The following is a 21,270-nucleotide window of genomic DNA, read 5'->3' as shown; positions in this document are numbered from 1 at the left end:
CGCGCTGATTCGCTGCGCTAATAGGGTTCGCAACCTAGCGAACGGGCATCCAACCCAGAAAATCAAATCGCCGTGGCAACACACGGCCTTTCTGGGAGATCACCGTGACGCGAAAACCAGCTTACACAATCGAAGAGCTTTTACAGATTCACCCCGGCGGGCGGACGCGCCTGTACGACGCAATCAAAGCCGGTCAACTTGTTGCTCGGAAGATCGGTCGCCAAACCATCGTCCTTGACGATGAGTATACGGCCTATCTGCAGGCGTTGCCGAAAATTGAGCCAAAGCGTGAGTCGGTGTCATGACCGGCGCCGACGAACTGGCCCGCCTCAGGGATCAGGCGATGAACGCGCGCTTACGTTTGGAGAACCTACTGCAGCAACGTGAGGCCGGGCAGGAAGGCGGCGGCTTAGTTCCGGCCCCTTCCGAGGTCGACCGCGCGCGCGACCGTGTCGAGGCCGCTGAGGCGCTGTTGCGGGCGCATGAGCGAATGGCGGTGCGAGCATGAGCAAAAACATCGTCGCGGCCATTAGCCTGGCCCGCTGGTTGCTTGACGCGCAGGATCCGAAAGCGACCTTCTACGCAATGCTTTCCGCAGTTCGGGACCAAACGTCAGCCGAAATTGCGGACGGCGATTTGTACGAATTGGCCATGGCATTCGCCGGATTTGGCGCGTTCGTCCGGGGCGACATCAAGGACGTTCCAGTAAGGCAGGCATGATCGACCCTGATACACGATCGTCGGGTGCCTTCCGGCCTTCAACCGATGACCAAGATTTTTTTGATGGCTTAGGCGCGCGAAAGCAGCCTCTTCAAGCCCGTTCGACGATGGCCTTTTGGCCGCGCACTCGAGAGCATCAGGAACAATTGTTCTGGTCGTGGCATGCGGTTGTGATGCAGCTTTGTCGACGTCACGGCTATAGCCTGCGGGTGCCTGCGGTCATAAAGAAATTCGTCTTCTGGCAAGATGGCCGCGTTCGCGCGACCAATGAAATGATAGCCGCTGCGGCCACGCGTTGCAGTGAGAAAACGATATCGCGCGATCTTCAGCTTTTGGAGGGGATCGGCGTCATCAAAGCGACAATGGTCTTTGACCCGGAGACGAAAAAAACGAGCCGCGTTATCGACCTGACATTCCCGAAGGAGGTCGAAAATGTCGTTCTCCCTGACGAATAGAGCGCATGGACCACATATGGTCCAGGCGATCCCCGTTCAAAACCCCTTTGTTTGCGGTCGAGCGCATGGACCACATATGGTCCAGCATCTTCTGTATAGGAGCGGCTGAGATGTCTCAGCTTGATCTTTTCACCGACTATCTGCCATCACTGCACAAGGATGCGCCTGTGCTGATCGCGTTCCCGCTTTCCCGCCGCAGGGATCTGATTGCTGAGACCGCTCGCGGCCTTGCTACTCGCAATCAATCTGAAGGCAGAAAGTTTTGGAACCGGCAGGTCAAAGCAATCCGCCGCGACATGAAAGCCAAGGGAATCCCCAAGGCTGAAATTGACCGACATATTTCGGAGTTCATCCGTGTGATCAACATCGAATTGGACTATCGCGCCGGCCATTGGTCATCCGGCAAGTGACGGCCTGGCTACTAACCCCCCTTGAAAAATGCGACTGCTGCGAACTTGGCGCCAACGTAGGTGACGGCCATTCCCGCAGGGAAAGGCGGGGGTCCGGGGGCGATCATCGTCCCCGGTCTTTCTTGTCTTTTAGAGGAAAAACGGCGAAAGCCCTTGGCGCCGTTATGGTTTCGATAGGTACAAAATATAGTGTTAACAAAAATCTTTTCGCTAGGGGTGGTGTAATCGACCATTGCGAGTCATGTATCGCTGACGACGATGAATTGAATCACAAGCCGAATCAACCCGCCTGCCAACTGGCATGGGCGGGTTTTTCTTTGCCCTTCGCGAAAGGTTTTCAGCAATGGCAGATGATCCATATTCCGACACGGCTCCAGGTCCACAAAGCGGCGGCCGCCGTGGCCGTGTCGTCACGCCCTCGGACACTGAAGACTTGCCGACGATCCCGAAGGCGGTCGTTCTGTTAAGCGCCGGCAACGTGGCCATTCTGCCAGTCAACAACGATGACGACGAGCCGCTTGCGTTCGTCGGCGTGCACGCGGGTTGCCCCATCGTGTTCCAAGTGCGCCGTGTGCTGGCGACGGGGACTACAGCGACCGTCGCCACTATCGAGGATTGAGTGTCTTCGCCTTGGTATCGGACCAAGCAGTGGTTTGCCCTTCGAGCTCGCCAGTTGAGGCGGGAGCCGTATTGCGCGTTCTGCGCTCGGGCTGGCGTAAGGACGCCGGCTACCGTCGCCGACCACGTTGAGCGTCATCGAGGCGATAGGTTCCGATTCTTCAACGGGCGGCTACAGAGCTTGTGCGCGGCCTGCCACAACAGCACGAAGCAAAAGGCAGAACTTCACGGCTATAGCAGCGAAGTCGGCGCCGATGGCCTGCCGCTGGATCCTCGACACCCGTTCAATCGAAGGAAGTGACTGAAATAGGGCTGCAGCCCGGTCAGAGAGCTTCAGGAGCTAAAGAGTTTGCCTAAGTCGTATCGAAAATCGATCCGCGACTTCCTGATTGTCTCGGAGGTATCTTTGAAAGCTGGAGGTCGGCACGGTCCTACCTTGTCGGCTGTGCCAAGTCAGACGCTGCACTAAGTGGCCGAAGCCTCGATCGCCTGCGGCCACAAGCACGGCCTCATCGGCGGGAGAATCGCTCAGAGACGCGCCGCTAGAACGCATAAGAAACCCGGACGATAACGTCAGGATGACGCTTGGAGACAGTTCAGTGTTTTCCTTCCAAAGCAAAGCGGCTCTCGAAAGGGCGGATTCTTCGGAGATTCCGAGGGTCCCGAACAAGGCAAAGCCGTATATCTGGTCCAAGTGCTTCTGCTGATCAAAGCTCTCATCCGGCGTTCCGGTGACAGCTTGCACGCCACCGTAGTGGCGAAATGAGGCCGATGGCGGGCATAGCGCATCTGGGTCCAGCACACTGTGGCGCCTCAACCGCTTGACGGATCGGACCTTGGCAAACGCGTCGGTCAATGTTGTGGTGTTGAGGGAACTCTTTATCTCGCCAACTGCGATCACACCTTCCGCCGGGTAGTAAGTGGCCTCAGGACTCCCGTTGATGTCGAAGACGGGACAGATGTTCCGTTCGAAAATGACGACATCTTGCTGCTGGCTCATGCCGCCATAGCTGTCGATCACGATACCGCTCCCGACTCCCACATATCCGGGGAGAATACGTTCGAGTTGTGCTCGGGCTGGATGTTCACGGGCAGAGCCAATGAGCGATGGCGTGCCAGCGACGCTAGCGTCATCAAACTCAGCGACAAGACGTCGGGCGATGCGTCGGAGGAAGTCCGAGGGAGTAAATCGCTCCACCATCGGAACAACCTCCTGAAAACAATGATATTGGCATGTGAGAGCAATAGGCCAATCGGCCAGCTATCAGCAAGCGTCCTCCCCCGCCAGTTCTTTCACTTCTAGACAATGCGGAAGGCGTTCCTGTGGTCCTCATGCATTTGGACGTGCTTCGGCGGATAGAGGCCTTTCGACCGCAAAGAGACGACGTGCATACGGTGGCGCGCGGCGCGCGCGTCGTCGTAGAGGATTTCCTCATCAGGACAAGCGTCGATCCAGCCGATGAAGGACTTGGCCGCCTCCCTCCCATGCGCGGCCGCAAGGCCAATGGCGACATGACCAGCAATCTCATTGATGGCTCTCCGTTCTATACTGCCGCCGCGCGCAACGCATTGATCAGATGACAGCCGGCGCAGCCGGACGAACGCCGCGCGGATGGCAATCGTCGCCTCCGTCTCGGCAAAGTTCATGCCGTCGGCTCGGCACTGGTGGCGGAACTTGAGCGCTGCGTCTTCTGCGCTCTCAGGGATGAGGTCGATCACCACCACAATGGCAATCACTGCGAGCAAGATCATCGGGCCATATTCGAGCATCGGGTTTCGCCCCTGGTTCAAGTCAACTCGGAGCAGAGTACGTCCGAACCTTGGCCTCGTCAACAAATAACATATTGAAAATCAAAGAGAAATCAGCTTCGCCGGCGGCGTCGTTTCGCTCGCCCAAGGGCGGGGGCGGGTCAAAAGTCGGCAGCTTTTTTGCTGCTTAGACCGGCGTGCCTCTTTTGCGCAGAGTTAGTTTCCCATCGATAGTTTTTCACCATTGGAGCGCCACTCCTTAGAGGCCTCTTCGATCAGGCCGTCAGCGGAAGTCGACCTCCCCGGCGCTCCATGCCCACACGCGGGTTCGGTGGGGTCAAGGTCGACGCGATCGAGGCGGGCGGTCACGGCGCGTGATCGCCCGCCGTTAGCATCAGTGAGGTTTCGGCATGGGCTTGCGCGGACCGGGCGCGGCTCGCCAGCGCCTTGCGAAGGAACAGGCGGCAGAAACCAAGCGGCGCCTGCCTTGGAAGAGGAAGGGGCTCTCACGCGCTCAACGCGTGATCAAATTTTTGGAGTGGTTGCCCGTCTCGAAAGGCATTCGCCGCGGCAAGAAAATGAAACTCCTGCCATCACAGCGGGAGTTTATCGAGAACGTATTTGCCACAGACAGAGCCGGCAGGCGCAAGACCTCGCTCGCAATTTTGAGCCAGCCGAAAGGCAACGGCAAGACTGGCTTGATTGCCGGGATCTGCCTGGCGGCGCTCCTTGGTCCGGAGTCCGAAGAGCGTGGCGCCGTGTTTTCGGCATCGATCGATCGCGGCAAGGCTGGCCTGATTTTCGATGAAATGAAGGCGACGATTCTTCGCGTTCCGGAATTCGCGGCGCGGACAAACATCACCGACTTTCACAAAAAGATTTCCGTGCTCGAGGGCGACGGGGTCGATTCAGTGTACGAGGCCTTGTCTGCGGACGCTCGCCGCTCACAGGGCCTTTCCCCGACGCTGTGGGCCTATGACGAGCTCGGCGAGGCACCAGACGGCGCATTGCTGTCCGTCCTGATGGAAAGCGAAGGCAAGCGAGACGAAACGCTTGGCATCGTCCTTTCTACCCAAAACGAAAGCGATGACCATCCGCTCAGTCGACTGATCGACGACGCTTTGACCGGCGCGGAGCCTTCCACCTATCTCCAGCTTCACGCCGCGCCGGATGACGCTGATCCGTTCAGTGACGAGACACTGAAGGCCTGCAATCCTGCCTACGGCCATTTTCTCGACCTCAAGGCGCTTCAGAAGTCCCGCGACCGCGCCCGGCGCATGCCGGCGTTCGAAAGCTCGTACAGGCGCCTTCGGCTCAACCAGCGCGCCGATGCCAATCCGGAAAGCCGGATCGTGACATTGACCGTCTGGAAACAGAACGCCGGCCCGGTCGATCGGGCAGCATTGAAGGGCCGCGCCTGTTTCGGTGGGCTCGACTTGAGCGGCAAGAATGATCTCACCGCCCTGGTGCTGGTTTTCCCGTCGGACGATCCGGATCCGACATTCGATGTTCTGCCGCTCTTCTGGACGCCTGAGGGCCAACTTGAGGCTCGCCGCCCCGCCGAACAGGAGCGATTCCGCCGATGGATTGGTGAAGGTCACATGCTCGCCACGCCTGGCCCGACGATCCGTTACAGCTTCGTCGCCGCCGAACTGGCGAAACTCGCCAAGGAATTCGACATCAAATCGATCGGCTTCGACACCTACCGGTGCGACGATTTGAAAGTCGACCTGGCTGACATCGCCTGTGAACTGCCGCTGGAACCGTTCCGGCAGGGCTTCGTGAGTATGGGGCCGGCCGTAGAGCGTTTTGCGGAACTCGCTTTATCGCAGAAACTACGACACGCAGGACACCCTGTCTTAACCGCCGCTGTAGCCGGGGCAGTCACGGTCAGTGACGCCGCCGGCAATCTCAAAATCGATAAAGAAAAAAGCAATGGCCGAGGCCCCGTGCGCGTCGACGGCGCCGTGGCGCTCGCCATGGCGCTGCAGGTCGCCAATCGCTTCGAACCTCCGCCCAAAAAGCCGTCTCTGAGCGGCTTCTTAAGGGCGCCAGTCATGGTGGTATAGATGAATTTCAAGTCATGGATTGGCCGGACTTTCGGCCTTACTGACACGGCGCCCTGGTCCTACTTCTACGGCGGCGCCAGCGCTGCCGGGAAGGCCGTCACCGACAACACAGCTATGCAACTCGCAACTGTGTGGTCGTGTGTTCGCCTCAACTCTGAAGCTGCCTCCTGCCTGCCGCTGCAGGTCTTTGAAAAGGACGGTCGCGGCGGCCGCAATGCCGTCGATCACCCTTTGGCGGAGATCATCGGCGATAGTCCGAACGCCGATCAGACCGCATTTGAGTTTTGGGGCGCCATGGTCGCTTGGCTGATGGTGCGCGGCAACGCCTATGCCGAGATCGTCAAGCTTGGGGATCGCGTGACGGCGCTGAATCTGCTTCCGGCCGACCAGGTGAATGTGACCCGAGAGACGGGCGAGCTCCGCTATAAATTCACCGATCGCGGCAAGCCCGTCGATCTTCCGGCTGAATCAGTCCTCCACATTCGAGGCTTTGGATTTGGCGGCGATCTTGGCCTTTCGCCGATCAGGTTCGGCGTTCAGACATTCGGCAGCGCTATCGCTGCGGACGAAGCGGCCGGCAAGATCTTTGGCAATGGAATGATGCCGTCGGGCCTACTCTCCACTGAAGCCGAAATTTCAGAGGAACAACGTCCGCAGCTTGAATCGATCATGGCGAAGTACGCCGGCTCGACCAATGCCGGTAAGATTATGATCTTGGAAGCGGGGTTGAAGTTCGAACAACTCAGCCTCAATCCCGAAGATATGCAGATGTTGGAGACTCGCCGCTTTAATGTCGAGGAGATTTGCCGCTGGTTCGGCGTGCCGCCCGTGGTGATCGGCCATGCAGCGCAGGGCGTGACCGCTTGGGGAACAGGTATCGAGCAACTGCTTTTGCAGTGGCTGACGACCGGACTGAACCCGGTGCTCACGCGCATCGAAAAGCGGATTGCCAAACAACTGATCGGCTCTGGCGAGCGCCGGCGCATTTACCCAGAGTTCAACCGCGAGGCCTTGCTGCAAGCCGATAGCGTGGCAAAGGCGTCGTTCTTGTCGACGATGACGCAAAACGGCCTCATGACCCGAAACGAAGGACGCGCAAAGCTCAATCTGCCCCACGCCGGCACGGCCGCCGATGCCCTGACGGCGCAAACCAATCTGGCGCCACTCGACAAGCTTGGTGGCTCCGCCGACGCCGCGGTGAAGCAGGCATTCAAATCCTGGCTCGGGCTGGAGGAACCGCAATGAGCATCAAGATTCGAGACTTCGACCTATCCATTAAAGCCGTCAAAGAGGACGGCTTTTTTTCTGGCTATGGATCGGTTTTTGGTGTGGTGGACTCCTACAACGAGATCATCGCGGCAGGTGCATTCGGAGCCTCGTTGGCCGATCGCAAGGCCAAAGGCCGCAAGTTCCCCATTCTTTGGCAGCACCGGACGGATCAACCGCTAGGCACCTATTCCCGCGTCGAAGAGGATGAGAAAGGGCTGTACGTCGAAGGCCAACTCCTGACCAAAGACGTGACCAAGGCGCGGGAAGCCGCCAGCCTTATGCGCAGTGGCGCAATCGACGGTCTATCTGTCGGCTTCTGGACCCGAGAATCTTCTTTGGATGAAAAGACCGGGATTCGGACCCTGACGAGGGTAGACCTGGCAGAAGTCAGCATCGTGACTGTCCCGGCAAACGATGACGCAAGAATCGATGCCATCCGGATGAAATTCGCGCACGGCGACCTGCCGTCGCTTTCGGAATTCGAGAAGTTTCTGAGGGATTCAGGCGCTTCTCGCCAGCAGGCCGCCGTGATCGCCACGCGGGGCCTTAAGCATCTCCTGACGGACGTCGGAGACCAGGCGAATCCAACAGCCGCCAGCGGCCTATTGCAGGCGCTCAGCGGCTTCAATCTTCCCAAACTCTGAGGATATCAACATGACAATTCATTCCCGCGAATTCAGGCGGAAGGCCGCCGGTGATCGCCTTGACGACCAAAACGAACTGAAAAGCGTCATGGACGCTCTCAAAGCCCGCGACACCGAAATCCAGACCTTTGCCACCAAGGCGAGCGAAGAGATCAAGACGCACGGCAAGGTTCTGGACGAAACCAAGTCGGCGCTCACCAAGCTCTCGACCGACGGCGCCAGCCTTCAGGATCGTCTCCTTCAGGTCGAACAGAAATTGTCCCGTCGCAGCTTCGGCGATCTGCCGGCGAAGTCCATCGGTGAACAACTGACCGATTCCGACGACTTCAAGGCGCTCCAGAGCAAGGGCCGTGGCACCGCGCGCCTGAACCTCAAGGCGGCGACGATCACCTCAGCAACGGCCGATGCCGCCGGCTCTGCCGGTGACCTCATCCGGCCGGACCGTGCGCCTGGCATCATCACGCCGGCCGTGCGCGAACTGACCATCCGAGACCTTCTCCTGCCCGGCCGCACGTCTTCCAACGCGATCGAATTTATGCAGGAAACGGGATTCACAAACAACGCGGCGCCGGTGGCGGAAGGGGCAACCAAGCCGCAGTCGGATCTGAAGTTCGAGCTCATCACGACTAACGTCCGCACGATCGCGCATTGGTTTGCGGCCTCGAAGCAGGTCCTGAGCGACGTTCCGATGCTCATGTCTTACATCAACGGCCGCGCAACGTTCGGCCTGAAGTACGTGGAAGAAAATCAGCTTCTCGCCGGCGACGGCACGGGGCAGAACCTTCACGGCATCATTCCGCAGGCGACGGCGTTCTCTCAGTCGACGCTCAGCACTCCGTCCACTGACACGCGGATTGACACGATCCGCCGCGCCAGCCTTCAGGTCCGCAATGCGGAATATCGTCCGACGTTCGTGGTGCTCAATCCGAACGACTGGGCGGCGATCGAACTTACCAAGGACCAAGACAGCCGCTACATCTGGATCCAGGTCCAGACAGGCGGCACGATGCAGCTTTGGCGCCTTGCGGTTGTCGAGACGACCGCAATCACCAACGGCGAATTCCTCGTCGGCGCGACCATGGGCGCCCAGGTATTCGACCGCGAAGACGCCGCGGTGGAAGTCTCCACCGATCATGACGACTTCTTCGTCCGGAACCTCGTGGCAATCCGCGCCGAAGAGCGGCTCGCCCTTGCGGTGAACCGGCCGGAATCCTTCGTTCACGGTTACTTCGATTTGGGCGCTTCGCCCCCGCTCAACGCCTAATCAGGCGCACCATTGACCTCAGAGGGCGGCTTCAGGGCCGCCCTGTCCAATTTGCGAGAGACGCCATGAATCTTGTGCTGGAATCCCCGCCGGAGCCGCTCGGCGATCTGATTTTGCGTCAGGTTTGCGATCACCTGCGCGTCGAATTTGGCGGTTCTCTACCGACCGACAAGGCCTATATTCTGTCTTGCATCGGCGCCGCTGTCTCGCGTTTGGACGGTAAACACGGGCGGCTTGGCCGGTGCCTGCTGACTCAAGAGTGGACCCTGTATCTCGACAGCTTTCCTACATGCATCGAGCTCCCGCTTCCGCCACTGCAGGAAGTCATTCACGTCAAATATCTCGACAATGACGGCGTTCTGCAAACACTGGATCCGTCGGCATATCGCGTCTCTGGCGCCGGTTCCTGGCGGCCTGAAATCGCCCCCGCCTATGGTGAGAAATGGCCACATGCCCGCTACATCGCGGACGCCGTGCAGGTGCGCTTTCGCGCCGGCTATGGCGCCGATGAAGAAAGCGTTCCGCCGCCAATCCTGCAGGCAATTAAGGTCACGGCCGCTCAATATTATGTCGAGCGCCAGCCGGTGACATTCACCACGCCGCACGAAATCCCGCTCCTGGCCTGCGATCTGATCGCGCCATTCAAGATCTACCGGTGAAGCATGCGCATCGGAAACATGAACAGGCGCCTTGTCATTCTTCGACGGGTGCAGACCGGCACTGATGACCTGAACGCGCCCGTCTTTGAGTGGCAAACTCTGCGCACCGTTTGGGCTGAAAAAATCGCAAAAAGAGAGAATGAGCAGTTTTCACCAGACGTGCATCAACGCTACGCGATCCGCGTTGTCACCTTCCGGATCCGCTATTTTGCCGACATTTCCGAAGTGGACCTCCTCGAATGCGAGGGCGTCACCTACGACATCAAAGGATTGCGCGAGCTCGGTTTCCGAGAGGGAACTGAGATCACGGCGGAATCACAGTCCTAGCTCCCCATGGCGCAGGACATGCTCTCTGCCATCACGCTCAGTTTTCGGACGCCCAAGAAGCTCGCAAATCACCCGATTTTAGGGACCGACAAACGAAAGCACGTCGTCAACCAGATGATGGACGTGATATCGGACTGGCGGCTCAGTCCCTTCGAGTTCGAGGGCGCCTGCCGTGCCGGACTTCGTTCCGCATTGTGCCTAGAGGGCTATTCTTGGCAAAGGGCGGATGATGAAGCCGCCGGGATCATCGAAACATGCCTGAGAGGCCACAGGCGTCCGACCTGGCTGCAAGGGCAACCGGAAGGCGCCGATCGGGAGAACTGTCTCGGCTGCGGGCAGTTGCTCGACACGTCAGACCGGCAGATGCGCCGCGTGTCATGGTGCTCCGACCTCTGCCGGCTGGCCACCAAAATCAGGCAAGAACAGGCGGACGAATACCGGGGCAAGGAAGTCTCACAGCGCGCCTTTTATCTCGCCCAAAAGCAACGGCTTCGGAAGCGACATTGCGAGTTCTGCAGGACGTCGTTTAGGCCTTCTGTCCAAGAATCTCGGTTTTGCTCGTCACCGTGCGCGCGGCGTGCCCGCGGTGACATGCTCGAGCAAAGAGAGTGCTCGACATGCAGGAAGACATTCCGGCCGCTCAGCCGCAGCAAAGCCGGCCTCTATTGCTCACCGGTGTGCGCATCGACGGGCCGGACGACGAAGCCGGAACGGCCGTGCGCCAATTGCCAGAGCATGTTCAAGCCGCACCGTCATTCGCAGCTTTGGTGCTCACCGAAATGCAGAGCGGCAGGGATGAAAGATACCTTGGCGCCGCGCATTTGCGATCACTGTAGCGAGACGTTCCAGCCCGCCAGACCTAAGGCCAAGTTCTGTTCCTCGAAGTGTCGGAATAGAGCGGCCTACGAGCGCAAAGCCCCCTGACCGTCATTGCAAGCCGCTGCCTTCGGGCGGCGACTTTTTCATTTCTGAAGAGGGGAGCTAATGCAAAGACCTCGTTGGGTCCAGACCCCGATTGCGCCGCGCGTCATGGCGCGGGGCGACATGGTTTACACCGAATATAAGATCCCGGCACTGTTCCCGGCTAAATCTCGCTTCAGAGACACATCACGGACATTCTCATCGAGTGGCTTTCAGCATGAGTGCATCATTCGTGGATCAGTCAACGATCCAGGCCCCACAGCAGACAACTCGTACGTGCGGAAAATCACGCTCTATCCGGTCAAGCTACCTGCCGATCTGCCTGTGCTCACTGCATGATCGGTTGGCTGGCCTTCAGGCTCGCCGTTGGCACGCCATACGGGGAATGAGGCAGGGGTGAACAGGTGGCAAGAAACTTGCGAATTCGTCCGCGTTGTGTGCTTTATGTGGAGCTTGGCGTAACGGCGAGTCTAGCTAACCCCAGTGACGTAGAACTTCTGAGAGACTGCATTGGTTTTCGGTTCCCTGAATCTTAGGGGGGTGATCGCCGAATGTAGCACTGGGCTTTAACCCTTCCCGCCCTAAAATCATGATGCCAAGAGCAACGATTCGTGGCTCGTATAGAAGAGGGAGAGATCAACATGGGATTGATTGACAAGAGTCAGCGTATTCCACCCAGTCCCGATTTCGCCGCAGCTCGAGACGCCGTGTGGCGAGGCCTGGAAGTGGTTCGACAGGCCGCTACCGGGCACAAAGACAAGCCAAGCGAGCCAAAAGTATCGAGACGCACGGCTGCCGAAAAAGACGCGTCAGAGCGTTCCGAGCGGAAATAGTCGGTCCACACATGGGGGGGATGTATAGGGACGCGGACCGCGATCGGATAGGTGTGATCGGAAAATCTACTCCGGACGAGCCGTTTCGTTCGGAGTGGCGTCGGGATACAGCTAGGCTTATCCACTCTCCCGCCTTTCGACGCCTACAAGGCAAGCCGCAAGTTTTTCCAGGGGGCGATTCCGACTTCTTTCGGAACCGCCTTACCCATTCGCTTGAAGTCGCCCAGATAGCAAAATCGATCGCGATCAGGCTTAACTACCAATCAGATCTCTTCAAAGACGACGCGCTGAAAATCGAACCCGACATTGTCGAGTTTGCAGGGCTCGCGCATGACCTTGGGCATCCGCCGTTCGGGCACAACGGTGAAGAGGCGCTCGATACCGAAATGGCGGACCACGGCGGCTTTGAGGGCAACGCCCAGACCTTGCACATTTTGGCTCGCGTCGAGAAAAAAGAATACACGAACGCGGTGACGGCGGGGCTTCGCGGGCCGATCGACAGCAGGGGGGAAGATTTTCGCGCCGGGTTGAATTTGACTTACCGATCGCTGGCCTCGATTCTGAAGTACGATAACCAAATTCCGGCTAGAGCGGCAGAACGACGAGAGGGTGGTGACGATCACAAGGGCTACTATCAGGAAGAATCTCAGCTGGTAGCCGATATCAAAAAATCAGTCTTGGGCGAGATTTATACTGAGCCGTTCAAGACCATAGAATGCTCGATAATGGACATATCAGATGACATTGCGTATTCGACGTACGATATAGAGGATTGCTTCAAAGCCGGGATTCTTAGCCCCATTAGTATGTTTTCGTTGGACGACGCGATATATGATAACGCGATGAATACTCTCAACAAACGAATGAAAAAGTACTATAGCGACATCCCTAATATCGATAATATGATGGTTAGCAAACAGGAAATTCAGAATATACTATTTGATCTTTTTGCTGAGTTGTTTGTAATTTCTGCTGATGAGCGCGAATTTTTGGGGAACAGGACGGCGTCTAGAGAGCGCAAAAAGCAAGCGTCCGCGCTCCTGGTCCAGCGATTTTCAGCCAAATTGGCCTCTGACGGCTATGAGCGAATAAAGCTGACGTCAAAATTGGTACAAATATTTATGGATGGCGTTGAAGTCATCGCTCACAAAAAATATCCACAACTGCATCGCGCCAGACTGAAGATTGATACCTTCAAAAAGGTCGAGGTGCTTAAGAATATTACTTATGAATACGTAATAATGTCGCCGTCGATGCAAACAATTGAGTATCGCGGCAAGGATATAGTTTCCGAGATATTCAGGGCGATCGACACAGATCCGAAAAAGGGCAAACTTCTCCTGCCAGAGGACTGTCGAGCCCTTTATGAAGCCACCCGCGGGCCGACCCAGAAGCGGGTTCTGGCCGATTTTATTGCCGGCATGACAGACAGATATGCATGGGAATTCTACAATCGAATCTACGGAACCAATGCCGCCTCGGTTTTTCGGAAGGTATGAGCATCGGCTGGCACGGGCCCGCACCGTGCCGAGACCGACAACCAGGCCAATGCGACTGGCGCTTCACTTCAGGGCATCGGCGACAAGGTGCGGATCGAGGAGATCACGGATTAAAGGCGCCACGACTCTCCTACGTCCGCTCAATCATGCTCTATCCGGCGAAAGACCCAGCAAACGCTCACCGAATGAGGTTTATAGCTCTTCCTCCGGTAAGAAGTTAGGCCACATGTCATTCACTACTCGGCTCAAAGCATCAGTGAGCGATACCGTGTCACCCTTGAGACGCTTCACCATGACGTCGCCCAACGGCCTACTGTTGTCCGCCCATTGGGACTCCATCTCGATTTCTGTGCCGGGTACCGAGACGCCAAACAACGCGCCTGGCGAGCCAACCTCGTAGTGGCCGCCTCGGACGTAGAGATGTTTGTAGACATTGGCGACGCTCTGTACCGTCAAGTAGCACGGTTCAATCGACGCCAAATGGATATGGAGGTCCTTCACAGACTTCCATGGAGCGATGATGGACGGCTGCTCACGCCTATAAAAAGCATGGAATATGTCCGCCAGTTGGAAGGCCGACACGGCTGCATTGAAGCCCAGCCGAGAGTCAGAGGGCTCCCGAAGGTAGTCCTCCAAGTTCGGCAAAACGAACACGCGATAAAAGGACAGCGGTGTTGTCTGCATCGTTCACCCCTTCCGGCGGCGGCGCGTCGCTATTGCTATCAATCTTTTCCATCGAAGCCCCTTAGCCCTTGGAGGACGGTTTACCGGCCGCTGCAAGCTTAGCGTCCAATGCGGCCTTGCGTGCTGCAGCATGGGCAGGTCGGACGTAGAAATGGTCAAAGCATTCCTCCAAAACCTCGAGACACCATTCTGCCTCTTCCGGCTCAACATCAATGATCTGAAGGGTTGTGACATCTGTAATTGGATGCGCTGAGAAATTTCCAAAATTCCGTATACCGTCAACGGCCGTGCGAAGGGTGATAGGAATTGCCTTTGTCGCGTCGGTCTCAGCAAGGAGCATGTCTATCTCTTTGGCAAGGTCTTTTGCAGCGTAGCCGTGGGCCCGAAGCATCGCCTGGAGGCATCGTCTGGCGAGCGCCGCCGAAGCCTTTGGACTTATACTCAGCACCCTACAAGCTTCGGTGTAGTCGGCTGCGATGGTGCGTGGGACTTCCTTCGGAACTGGCCCTCTGTTTGCTCCGTCAATTGGCTCGATCAGAATGGTGCTGTGATCACCGTCCGCCGTCGTAATGGTGTAGAGGGCGGTGACTCCAACGCATTTAGGGCAAACAGTTGTTTGGATGGATCGATGAGGCGGCTTGCCAACGACCACTACTCGGCTCTCAGCCCAAGTTTCAAAAAAATGAACAGAGCAGTGTGGACATTTCATTAACTTGACCCCGATTCCCAAATTACCACGATGCCACGAAGCCGCCGTTTGTGGAAATATAAGTTTCCCATATCGTTGCCGAACGGCAAGTCATTGAAAGCACTATAAACGGCCGTGAAAAAAGAACTCGTCAGCGAGGCGAAACCCATATCGCTTTCGGGCTAGCCTGTGCTTCGTGAACTGAAACACAGGAGCGCCAAAATGGCCAAGAATGCTGAAATCGTCCGCCAGATCAAAGAGCACTACAGGGACCGCCCTGTCGAAGAAATCCTCGAGCTCTTAGCCTGGATGACGGCCACGTTTCCCCAACTGCGACCATGACCCGGCAGGGCCGGCAATAGTGGCGCGCTTTGGTCCGTCTCGTCAGACGTGAGCTACGTCGATCCCGACGTCGAGCACTATAAACGGCCGTGAAAAAAGAACCCGGCAGAGCACTACAGGGACCGCCCTGTCGAAGAAATCCTCGAGCTCTTAGCCTGGATGACGGCCACGTTTCCCCAACTGCGACCATGACCCGGCAGGGCCGGCAATAGTGGCGCGCTTTGGTCCGTCTCGTCAGACGTGAGCTACGTCGATCCCGACGTCGAGATCCTCGAGCAACTTTTCAATCTCTATAGCGTGTCTCGCCCACTCATTGAGGGTGCCAGCTACAGAAATGCGGATAGTGGGACGATAGGGCTCGTATCCCCACTTTGCAGCGCTAAAGTTTATCCGTGTCACAATGCCTTCGTCTTGGAGCGGCTTCATGCGTTCTTCGACAATCGGCAACGCGGCTGCGATCTTGGCGAGCCAGTCAGACATTTGTTTATCTCCCGCGTTTTCAGTTGGTCACTATGCGGGGCAGGGCGCAGAAGGGCAAACGATTCGCCCAAATGAACGGCAATGAATAACGGCGAATATTAGGGAAAACTTAGGGGAAATTGGCTGAAGAAGGTCAGGAAGGCCACTAAGTGGTTGAAATTGCTGGTACGCCCAAGGGGAATCGAACCCCTGTTACCGCCGTGAAAGGGCGGTGTCCTAACCGCTAGACGATGGGCGCGCTCAGACGAAGCGGCTTATACTGACGTTGTGCGCAACCGGCAACCCGTCAGGTGCCGGCTTGGACAACTTTTTTCCAGTCCTTGGAAACGATGGGGTTTCGCCATGGCTGCACGGCTTGCCGGCCAGGGGAAACGCCCATCGTTTCGTCATTCTGGGCCGAGCAAGGAGCGCAGCGACGCGGCACAGACCCCAGAACCCATGCCCCGACTCAGGGGCGCTGCAGCGGTGCAGTGGCGCTTTGGCCAATCTCGAAAGTTTTGAGAATTGTCCAATGGACCGATGTTGTCTGCCCGCAGGCTCCGGCCCGTCAAATCGCGCCGTTCAGCCGTCGTCACCGCCGCTGCGCCGGCGGCAGCGCCAGTTCCAGTCGCGCTCGGGCCCGACATCGACGTGTACCGATTCGGTGTGGCAATAGGTGCCGACGCCACCGCGGCCGGGCATGGTCCTGATGTAGTTCGCCAGTTCCCATTTGGAGACGCCGGGAACCTGGATGTCGGCGGCGGCGCAGTACATGTGCAGCGAGTTCTTGGCACCGTTGGCGCGGCGGTTGCGGGCGGGGTCGCGGTAGCCAGACGTGACCACCATCTTGCGGCCGTAATGGCCTTCGATCGTCTTCAGCACGCGCACCAGCGAGGGCTTCAGGCAGGCGACATCGACGCTTTCGTTCTGCTTCAGCAGGCCGTTGGGCGCGAGCCGGGCCATGCCGGCGGCGGACGCAACCTGATAGCTGCCGCCGATTGGACCCTCGTCCTCATTGAGGTCGACGTCGCTTTCGTCGTCGAGGCCGGATTTGCGCTTGATCTCGAACAGGGCGGTCTGGCGCACGCCAGGCAAGGCATCGCTGCCAGTGATATGACCGGCGTCGTCACCGGTCGAGGCCAACTGTATCGGCTTTGCCGTGGAGTCGGCCGAGGCCAAAGTGATGATCGGCTTTGCCGCCGCGGCGGGCGCGGGCTTGGCCTGTGCGGTCGGCTGTTCGCCCGATCGCGTGTTGATGAGCGGAGCCGGTGTGGCCGAAGCGGGCGTGGCGCCGAACATCGAGGCCAGGAAGCCCCGTTTCTTCGGCGCCTCGGCTTGTGGCGCCTCACCCGCGGTCACATAGACCGGATTGTTCATCACCGGCGCCGCGGCTGGCTTCGGCGTTGTCACCGCGGCATCGGCGGCAGCGATCTTCTGGGCGACCGCGTCGGTCTGCTGCGCCGTCTGGGCCGGCTGCTGCAAGGCCTGCGGCGTTTGTCCCGCGATCGTTTCAGCGCCGGCCGGCGTTATCAGCGGAAAGGCTGCTTGGGGCTTGGCCATCGGTACGTAAGCGACTTTTTCGGGGAGTGCGGTGTCGCCTTCGCTCATCACGGTCGTTTGCATGGCCGTTGTCTGCGATGTCGAATCGGCGGTGGCGACGGACTTGCCGGTGGCGGCCGCATTGATGTCAGAGGCTGAGGCATTGTAGCCGGGCATTCCGACCGACATTGTCGGGTCGCCGGCCGATGTGCAGGAGGCCAGGAGCACAGAGCAGAGCGCTGCCAAGATGGCGCTGCGTTCTACCTTTGCGAGGCTCCATCCTGCTGATTTCAAAGTCAAATTCCCCCTCGATGTCCGGTCGGTACGTCCTTGGCTCAGCACTGGAAGTCGCTGTCCAAGGTGACCTTTGTCTCCGATCCGGAAACGAGACCTGTGTCAAATCCGCAAGCCTGGAAGTATTTTTGCAGTGATTGCCGAATTATGGCTGCTTGACGGTTGACGACACCATTTCGCCCGCTTTTGCCGGGCCGTCAACTCACCACACATTACAGTCCGTTACACACGCACCTTCACATAGCTGCCGGGAGCATCGCCCAAGGTTTTCATGTGCTTGCCGGGTTTGCGGGCAGGCACGCGGGTGTTGTCCTTGGCCTCGATCCAGCCTTGCCAGTGCGGCCACCACGACCCGGGATGCTCTACGGCCTTGGCAATCCATTGGCCGAAATCGCCTTCCGGTTTGCCGCCGGTCCAATACTGGTACTTGCCGGAGGCGGGCGGATTGACGACACCGGCTATGTGGCCCGATCCCGCCATCACGTAGTCGACCTGGCCGCCGAAATATTTCGAGCCGAGGAAGACGGACAGCGCCGGCGCGATGTGATCTTCCCGCGAGGCGAGGTTGTAGATCGGAATGGTGATATCGCCGAGCGAGACCGTATGCCCGGCCAGCTCCATCGTGCCGCGCGAGAGGTTGTTCTCGAGATAGCAATTGCGCAGGTAGAAGGAATGGTTGGCTGCCGCCATGCGGGTCGAATCGGCATTCCAGTAGAGCAGGTCGAAGGGCAGGGGGTCCTTGCCGCGCATGTAGTTGTTGACGACATAGGGCCAGATCAGGTCGCCGGAGCGCAGCATGTTGAAGGCGGTCGCCATCTTGGTGCCGTCGAGATAGCCCTTCTCGTTCATCGATTTCTCCACCGCCGCGACCTGTTCCTCGTCGACGAAGACCTTGAGGTCACCGGCATAGGTGAAGTCGACCTGCGTGGTGAAGAAAGTGGCTGACTTGATGCGGTCGTCGCCTTCCCTGGCCATCAGAGCCAGCGCCGCCGCCAGCAGCGTGCCGCCGACGCAGTAGCCGATCGCGTTGACATCCCGCTCGCCGGTCGCCTCCGCGATCGTGTCGAGGGCGTATTGCAGGCCTTCCCTGATATAGGCTTCCCACCCCTTCGCGCCGTGGCGCTCGTCCGGATTGATCCAGGAGATCACGAAGACGGTGTGGCCCTGCTCGATGGCCCAGCGGATGAAGGATTTCTGCGGGTTGAGGTCGAGTATGTAGAACTTGTTGATCCAGGGCGGGCAGATCAGCAGCGGGCGCTTCAGCACCGTCTCGGTCGCCGGATCATACTGGATGATCTCGGCGACATCGCTGCGGCCGACCACCTTGCCGGGTGTGGTGGCGATGTTCCTGCCGATCTCGAAAGGCGAATAGTCGGCCTGGCGCAGTTTCAGGTCGCCCTTGCCGGCGGCGATGTCCTCGGCCAGCATCTTCATGCCGCGCACCAGGTTCTCGCCGTTGGAAGCGACGGTCTCGCGGAAAAGCTCGGGGTTGGTCAGGATGAAATTCGACGGCGAGATGGCATTGGACACCTGCTTGACGTAGAAGCTCGCCTTGTGGCGGGTGTGCTCGTCGAGACCTTCGGCGTGCTCGACCAGTTCGGACGCCCAGCGCGAGGTGACGAGATAGGCCTGCTTGAGGAAATCGAAGAAGGCGTTGCGGCCCCATTCCGGATCCTGGAAACGCTTGTCACCGCGCTCCGGCTTGATGGCGTCGTCTGGACCTTCGGCGTTGGGGCTGACGCGCTGGATGGCGTTGGCCCACACGGTCATGTAGCCGGCGAACAGCCGCGTCTGCGCTTCGAGCGCGCGCTGCGGGTCGGCGAGCCAGTATTCGCTCAGCTTGGAAAACGTCTTGACCATGTCGACGACTGGTTCGGCGACGTGGTCGCGCACTTCGCCGCGCTCGCGCGGTTCGGCCCAGGCGGACGCCGCCTTGCCGGCCTGCTCGATCATGCGCGCCATGTTCAACGCGAAGCGCTCCGGATCCTTCACCAGATATTGCTCGACGGTCGAAGGCTCGTCATCTTCCGTTTTGCCCGAATCGGGTGTTTTGGACATGGTTCGCGGGGTTCCTCCCGAAGCGTTTTCTTGACATATTAACATGGGACATCCGACAGGGTCCAATCTCGCTCTACCTCGGCTGCCAAGGAAACAATATGACGATTAATATTGGCGAGACTGTTTTTTTTGATGCCGCACGCTTTTGCCGCATCGGCGCGGCGATCGTCCTTTTGGGGATCGCCGGGTGTTCGAGCACGAATACCGGCGCTCCGGTGCCGATGGCCGAGAATGCAGGTCCAAAGGATACCGGCACCTTTCCGAACCTCAACATCCCGCCCAAAGTGGCGAACAAGCAGCTCACGCCAGCCGAGACGAACGCCAAGCTCGCCGAACTCAAGGCTGACGGCGCCGCGCAGGGCGCCAAAAGCAGCGGCGGCGCTGCGGTCGCCAATCAGGCGGCACTGGCGGACCTGGCCGCGAAACATGGTCCCCAGGCGCTGAAGCAGATCGAAGGCAAATGCGATCCCGCCCTCGACCCTACCTGCAAATGAGTATATAGCGCGCGCCCAATAGCCCCCTTTGCTGTCTGGAACTGCCATGGAAGAGTTTCACAAGGTCCGCCGGCTTCCGCCTTACGTGTTCGAGCAGGTCAACCGGCTCAAGGCCAGCGCCCGTTCGCGCGGCGCCGACATCATCGACCTCGGCATGGGCAATCCGGACCTGCCGACGCCCAAGGCCATCGTCGACAAATTGTGCGAAGTGGTGCGCGATCCGCGCACGCATCGCTATTCCTCCTCGCGCGGCATTCCCGGCCTGCGCCGCGCCCAGGCCGCCTACTATCAGCGCCGCTTCGGCGTGAAGCTCAACCCAGACACGCAGGTGGTGGCCACGCTCGGCTCGAAGGAAGGCTTCGCCAACATGGCGCAGGCGATCACCGCGCCTGGCGACGTCATCCTGTGCCCGAACCCGACCTATCCGATCCATGCCTTCGGCTTCATCATGTCGGGCGGCGTCATCCGTTCGCTGCAGGTCGAGCCGGACGATGGTTTCATTCCAGCGCTGGAGCGCGGCGTTCGCCACTCGATCCCGAAGCCGCTGGCGCTGATCCTGAACTATCCGTCGAACCCGACGGCGCTGGTCGCTTCGCTGGACTTCTACAAGGACGTGGTGGCGTTCGCGAAGAAGAACGACATCATCATCCTGTCCGACCTTGCCTATTCGGAGATCTATTTCGACGGCAACCCGCCGCCTTCGGTGCTGCAGGTGCCGGGCGCCATCGATGTCTGCGTCGAATTCACCTCGATGTCTAAGACGTTCTCCATGCCCGGCTGGCGCATGGGTTTTGCCGTCGGCAATGAGCGGCTGATCTCGGCGTTGACCAGGGTGAAGTCCTATCTCGACTACGGCGCCTTCACGCCGATCCAGGTGGCGGCGGCCCATGCGCTCAACGGCGACGGCGCCGATATCGCCGAGGTGCGCGAGGTCTACCACAAGCGCCGCGACGTGATGGTCGATTCCTTCGGGCGCGCCGGCTGGAACATTCCAGCTCCCGCCGCCTCGATGTTCGCCTGGGCGCCGATCCCCGAACCGTTCAAGCATCTGGGCTCGCTCGAATTCTCCAAGCTGCTCATCGAGCACGCCGATGTGGCGGTGGCGCCCGGTGTCGGCTTCGGCGAACATGGCGACGATTTCGTGCGCCTGGCGCTGGTCGAGAACGAGCACCGGATCCGCCAGGCGGCGCGCAACATCAAACGCTTCCTGTCGACCAGCGCCAAGCAGCCCAACAATGTGGTGCCGCTGTCCGCCCACCGGTAAGCAAAAATTCG

Annotated in this window: 23 protein-coding genes and 1 tRNA gene; 16 read left to right on the top strand and 8 right to left on the bottom strand. The window is 58.9% G+C overall.

Annotated elements, in window-relative coordinates; genetic code table 11:
• The first annotated feature begins 104 nt into the window (after positions 1 to 104).
• From ACVILI_RS21475 to ACVILI_RS21450, 6 genes are all read left to right on the top strand, one after another.
• Positions 105 to 305: a hypothetical protein gene (locus ACVILI_RS21475; protein ID WP_457102611.1), complete on the top strand. Its 201-nt coding sequence runs from the start codon at positions 105 to 107 to the stop codon at positions 303 to 305.
• The gene (locus ACVILI_RS21470; RefSeq protein WP_457102610.1) at positions 302 to 508 is read left to right on the top strand and encodes a hypothetical protein; all 207 of its coding nucleotides are present in this window, start codon (positions 302 to 304) and stop codon (positions 506 to 508) included. The genes ACVILI_RS21475 and ACVILI_RS21470 overlap by 4 nt, the downstream gene beginning before the upstream one ends.
• Positions 505 to 720, top strand: coding sequence for a hypothetical protein (locus ACVILI_RS21465; RefSeq protein ID WP_457102609.1), 216 nt, complete (start codon positions 505 to 507; stop codon positions 718 to 720). Before ACVILI_RS21470 ends, ACVILI_RS21465 begins: the two co-directional genes overlap by 4 nt.
• A complete protein-coding gene (locus ACVILI_RS21460; RefSeq protein ID WP_457102608.1) occupies positions 717 to 1,175 on the top strand; it encodes a hypothetical protein in 459 nt (152 codons plus the stop codon). Before ACVILI_RS21465 ends, ACVILI_RS21460 begins: the two co-directional genes overlap by 4 nt.
• Positions 1,176 to 1,285: 110 nt before the next feature.
• Entirely contained in the window at positions 1,286 to 1,585 is a 300-nt protein-coding gene (locus ACVILI_RS21455) for a DUF6074 family protein (protein WP_457102607.1), read from the top strand.
• Between the two features lie 301 nt (positions 1,586 to 1,886).
• Complete coding sequence (locus ACVILI_RS21450) at positions 1,887 to 2,204, top strand: spike base protein, RCAP_Rcc01079 family (protein WP_457102606.1); 318 nt, start codon at positions 1,887 to 1,889, stop codon at positions 2,202 to 2,204.
• Positions 2,205 to 2,543: 339 nt separating this feature from the next.
• Here ACVILI_RS21450 and ACVILI_RS21445 read toward each other — a convergent pair whose 3' ends face one another.
• Positions 2,544 to 3,404 (bottom strand): DUF6602 domain-containing protein, encoded by an 861-nt coding sequence (locus tag ACVILI_RS21445; protein WP_457102605.1) that lies wholly within the window; start codon positions 3,402 to 3,404, stop codon positions 2,544 to 2,546.
• Between the two features lie 98 nt (positions 3,405 to 3,502).
• Entirely contained in the window at positions 3,503 to 3,973 is a 471-nt protein-coding gene (locus ACVILI_RS21440) for a hypothetical protein (protein WP_457102604.1), read from the bottom strand.
• A gap of 389 nt (positions 3,974 to 4,362) precedes the next feature.
• Here ACVILI_RS21440 and ACVILI_RS21435 point away from each other — a divergent pair, with 389 nt between their 5' ends.
• The 8 genes from ACVILI_RS21435 (at position 4,363) to dgt (ending at position 13,437) form a co-directional block, all read left to right on the top strand.
• Positions 4,363 to 6,021: a terminase large subunit gene (locus ACVILI_RS21435; RefSeq protein ID WP_457102603.1), complete on the top strand. Its 1,659-nt coding sequence runs from the start codon at positions 4,363 to 4,365 to the stop codon at positions 6,019 to 6,021.
• The gene (locus ACVILI_RS21430) at positions 6,022 to 7,266 is read left to right on the top strand and encodes a phage portal protein (protein ID WP_457102602.1); all 1,245 of its coding nucleotides are present in this window, start codon (positions 6,022 to 6,024) and stop codon (positions 7,264 to 7,266) included.
• The gene (locus ACVILI_RS21425) at positions 7,263 to 7,934 is read left to right on the top strand and encodes an HK97 family phage prohead protease (RefSeq protein WP_457102601.1); all 672 of its coding nucleotides are present in this window, start codon (positions 7,263 to 7,265) and stop codon (positions 7,932 to 7,934) included. Before ACVILI_RS21430 ends, ACVILI_RS21425 begins: the two co-directional genes overlap by 4 nt.
• Before the next feature lie 10 nt (positions 7,935 to 7,944).
• Positions 7,945 to 9,198 carry a phage major capsid protein gene (locus ACVILI_RS21420; protein ID WP_457102600.1) on the top strand — a complete coding sequence of 418 codons (1,254 nt, stop codon included), beginning with the start codon at positions 7,945 to 7,947 and terminating at the stop codon, positions 9,196 to 9,198.
• A gap of 65 nt (positions 9,199 to 9,263) precedes the next feature.
• The gene (locus ACVILI_RS21415; RefSeq protein WP_457102599.1) at positions 9,264 to 9,857 is read left to right on the top strand and encodes a head-tail connector protein; all 594 of its coding nucleotides are present in this window, start codon (positions 9,264 to 9,266) and stop codon (positions 9,855 to 9,857) included.
• 3 nt (positions 9,858 to 9,860) lie between these two features.
• Positions 9,861 to 10,184: a phage head closure protein gene (locus ACVILI_RS21410; protein WP_457102598.1), complete on the top strand. Its 324-nt coding sequence runs from the start codon at positions 9,861 to 9,863 to the stop codon at positions 10,182 to 10,184.
• 608 nt (positions 10,185 to 10,792) lie between these two features.
• Complete coding sequence (locus ACVILI_RS21405; RefSeq protein ID WP_457102597.1) at positions 10,793 to 11,020, top strand: hypothetical protein; 228 nt, start codon at positions 10,793 to 10,795, stop codon at positions 11,018 to 11,020.
• A 938-nt stretch (positions 11,021 to 11,958) separates the two neighbouring features.
• The gene (gene dgt, locus ACVILI_RS21400; RefSeq protein WP_457102596.1) at positions 11,959 to 13,437 is read left to right on the top strand and encodes a dGTP triphosphohydrolase; all 1,479 of its coding nucleotides are present in this window, start codon (positions 11,959 to 11,961) and stop codon (positions 13,435 to 13,437) included.
• Between the two features lie 192 nt (positions 13,438 to 13,629).
• Here dgt and ACVILI_RS21395 read toward each other — a convergent pair whose 3' ends face one another.
• The 6 genes from ACVILI_RS21395 to ACVILI_RS21370 all read right to left on the bottom strand — a co-directional run bounded on the left by ACVILI_RS21395 (position 13,630) and on the right by ACVILI_RS21370 (position 19,501).
• On the bottom strand, positions 13,630 to 14,121 hold the full coding sequence (locus ACVILI_RS21395; RefSeq protein ID WP_457102595.1) for a hypothetical protein: 492 nt from the start codon (positions 14,119 to 14,121) through the stop codon (positions 13,630 to 13,632).
• 61 nt (positions 14,122 to 14,182) lie between these two features.
• The gene (locus tag ACVILI_RS21390) at positions 14,183 to 14,773 is read right to left on the bottom strand and encodes a DUF4145 domain-containing protein (protein WP_457102594.1); all 591 of its coding nucleotides are present in this window, start codon (positions 14,771 to 14,773) and stop codon (positions 14,183 to 14,185) included.
• Between the two features lie 612 nt (positions 14,774 to 15,385).
• On the bottom strand, positions 15,386 to 15,631 hold the full coding sequence (locus ACVILI_RS21385) for a hypothetical protein (RefSeq protein ID WP_457102593.1): 246 nt from the start codon (positions 15,629 to 15,631) through the stop codon (positions 15,386 to 15,388).
• A 163-nt stretch (positions 15,632 to 15,794) separates the two neighbouring features.
• Positions 15,795 to 15,869: transfer RNA gene (locus tag ACVILI_RS21380), tRNA-Glu, on the bottom strand.
• A gap of 323 nt (positions 15,870 to 16,192) precedes the next feature.
• Positions 16,193 to 17,449 (bottom strand): YcbK family protein, encoded by a 1,257-nt coding sequence (locus ACVILI_RS21375; protein WP_038647186.1) that lies wholly within the window; start codon positions 17,447 to 17,449, stop codon positions 16,193 to 16,195.
• Between the two features lie 216 nt (positions 17,450 to 17,665).
• Positions 17,666 to 19,501 (bottom strand): PHA/PHB synthase family protein, encoded by a 1,836-nt coding sequence (locus ACVILI_RS21370; RefSeq protein ID WP_038647185.1) that lies wholly within the window; start codon positions 19,499 to 19,501, stop codon positions 17,666 to 17,668.
• Here ACVILI_RS21370 and ACVILI_RS21365 point away from each other — a divergent pair.
• Together ACVILI_RS21365 and ACVILI_RS21360 are read left to right on the top strand one after the other, a co-directional pair.
• A complete protein-coding gene (locus ACVILI_RS21365) occupies positions 19,489 to 19,995 on the top strand; it encodes a hypothetical protein (protein ID WP_038652827.1) in 507 nt (168 codons plus the stop codon). The genes ACVILI_RS21370 and ACVILI_RS21365 overlap by 13 nt on opposite strands.
• A gap of 46 nt (positions 19,996 to 20,041) precedes the next feature.
• Complete coding sequence (locus ACVILI_RS21360; RefSeq protein ID WP_019858471.1) at positions 20,042 to 21,259, top strand: LL-diaminopimelate aminotransferase; 1,218 nt, start codon at positions 20,042 to 20,044, stop codon at positions 21,257 to 21,259.
• The last annotated feature ends 11 nt before the right edge of the window (positions 21,260 to 21,270 follow it).

The organism is Mesorhizobium sp. USDA 4775 (assembly GCF_054062655.1).
The sequence above is the reverse complement of the archived record's forward strand: the minus strand, read 5'-3'. Positions and strand labels throughout refer to the sequence as shown.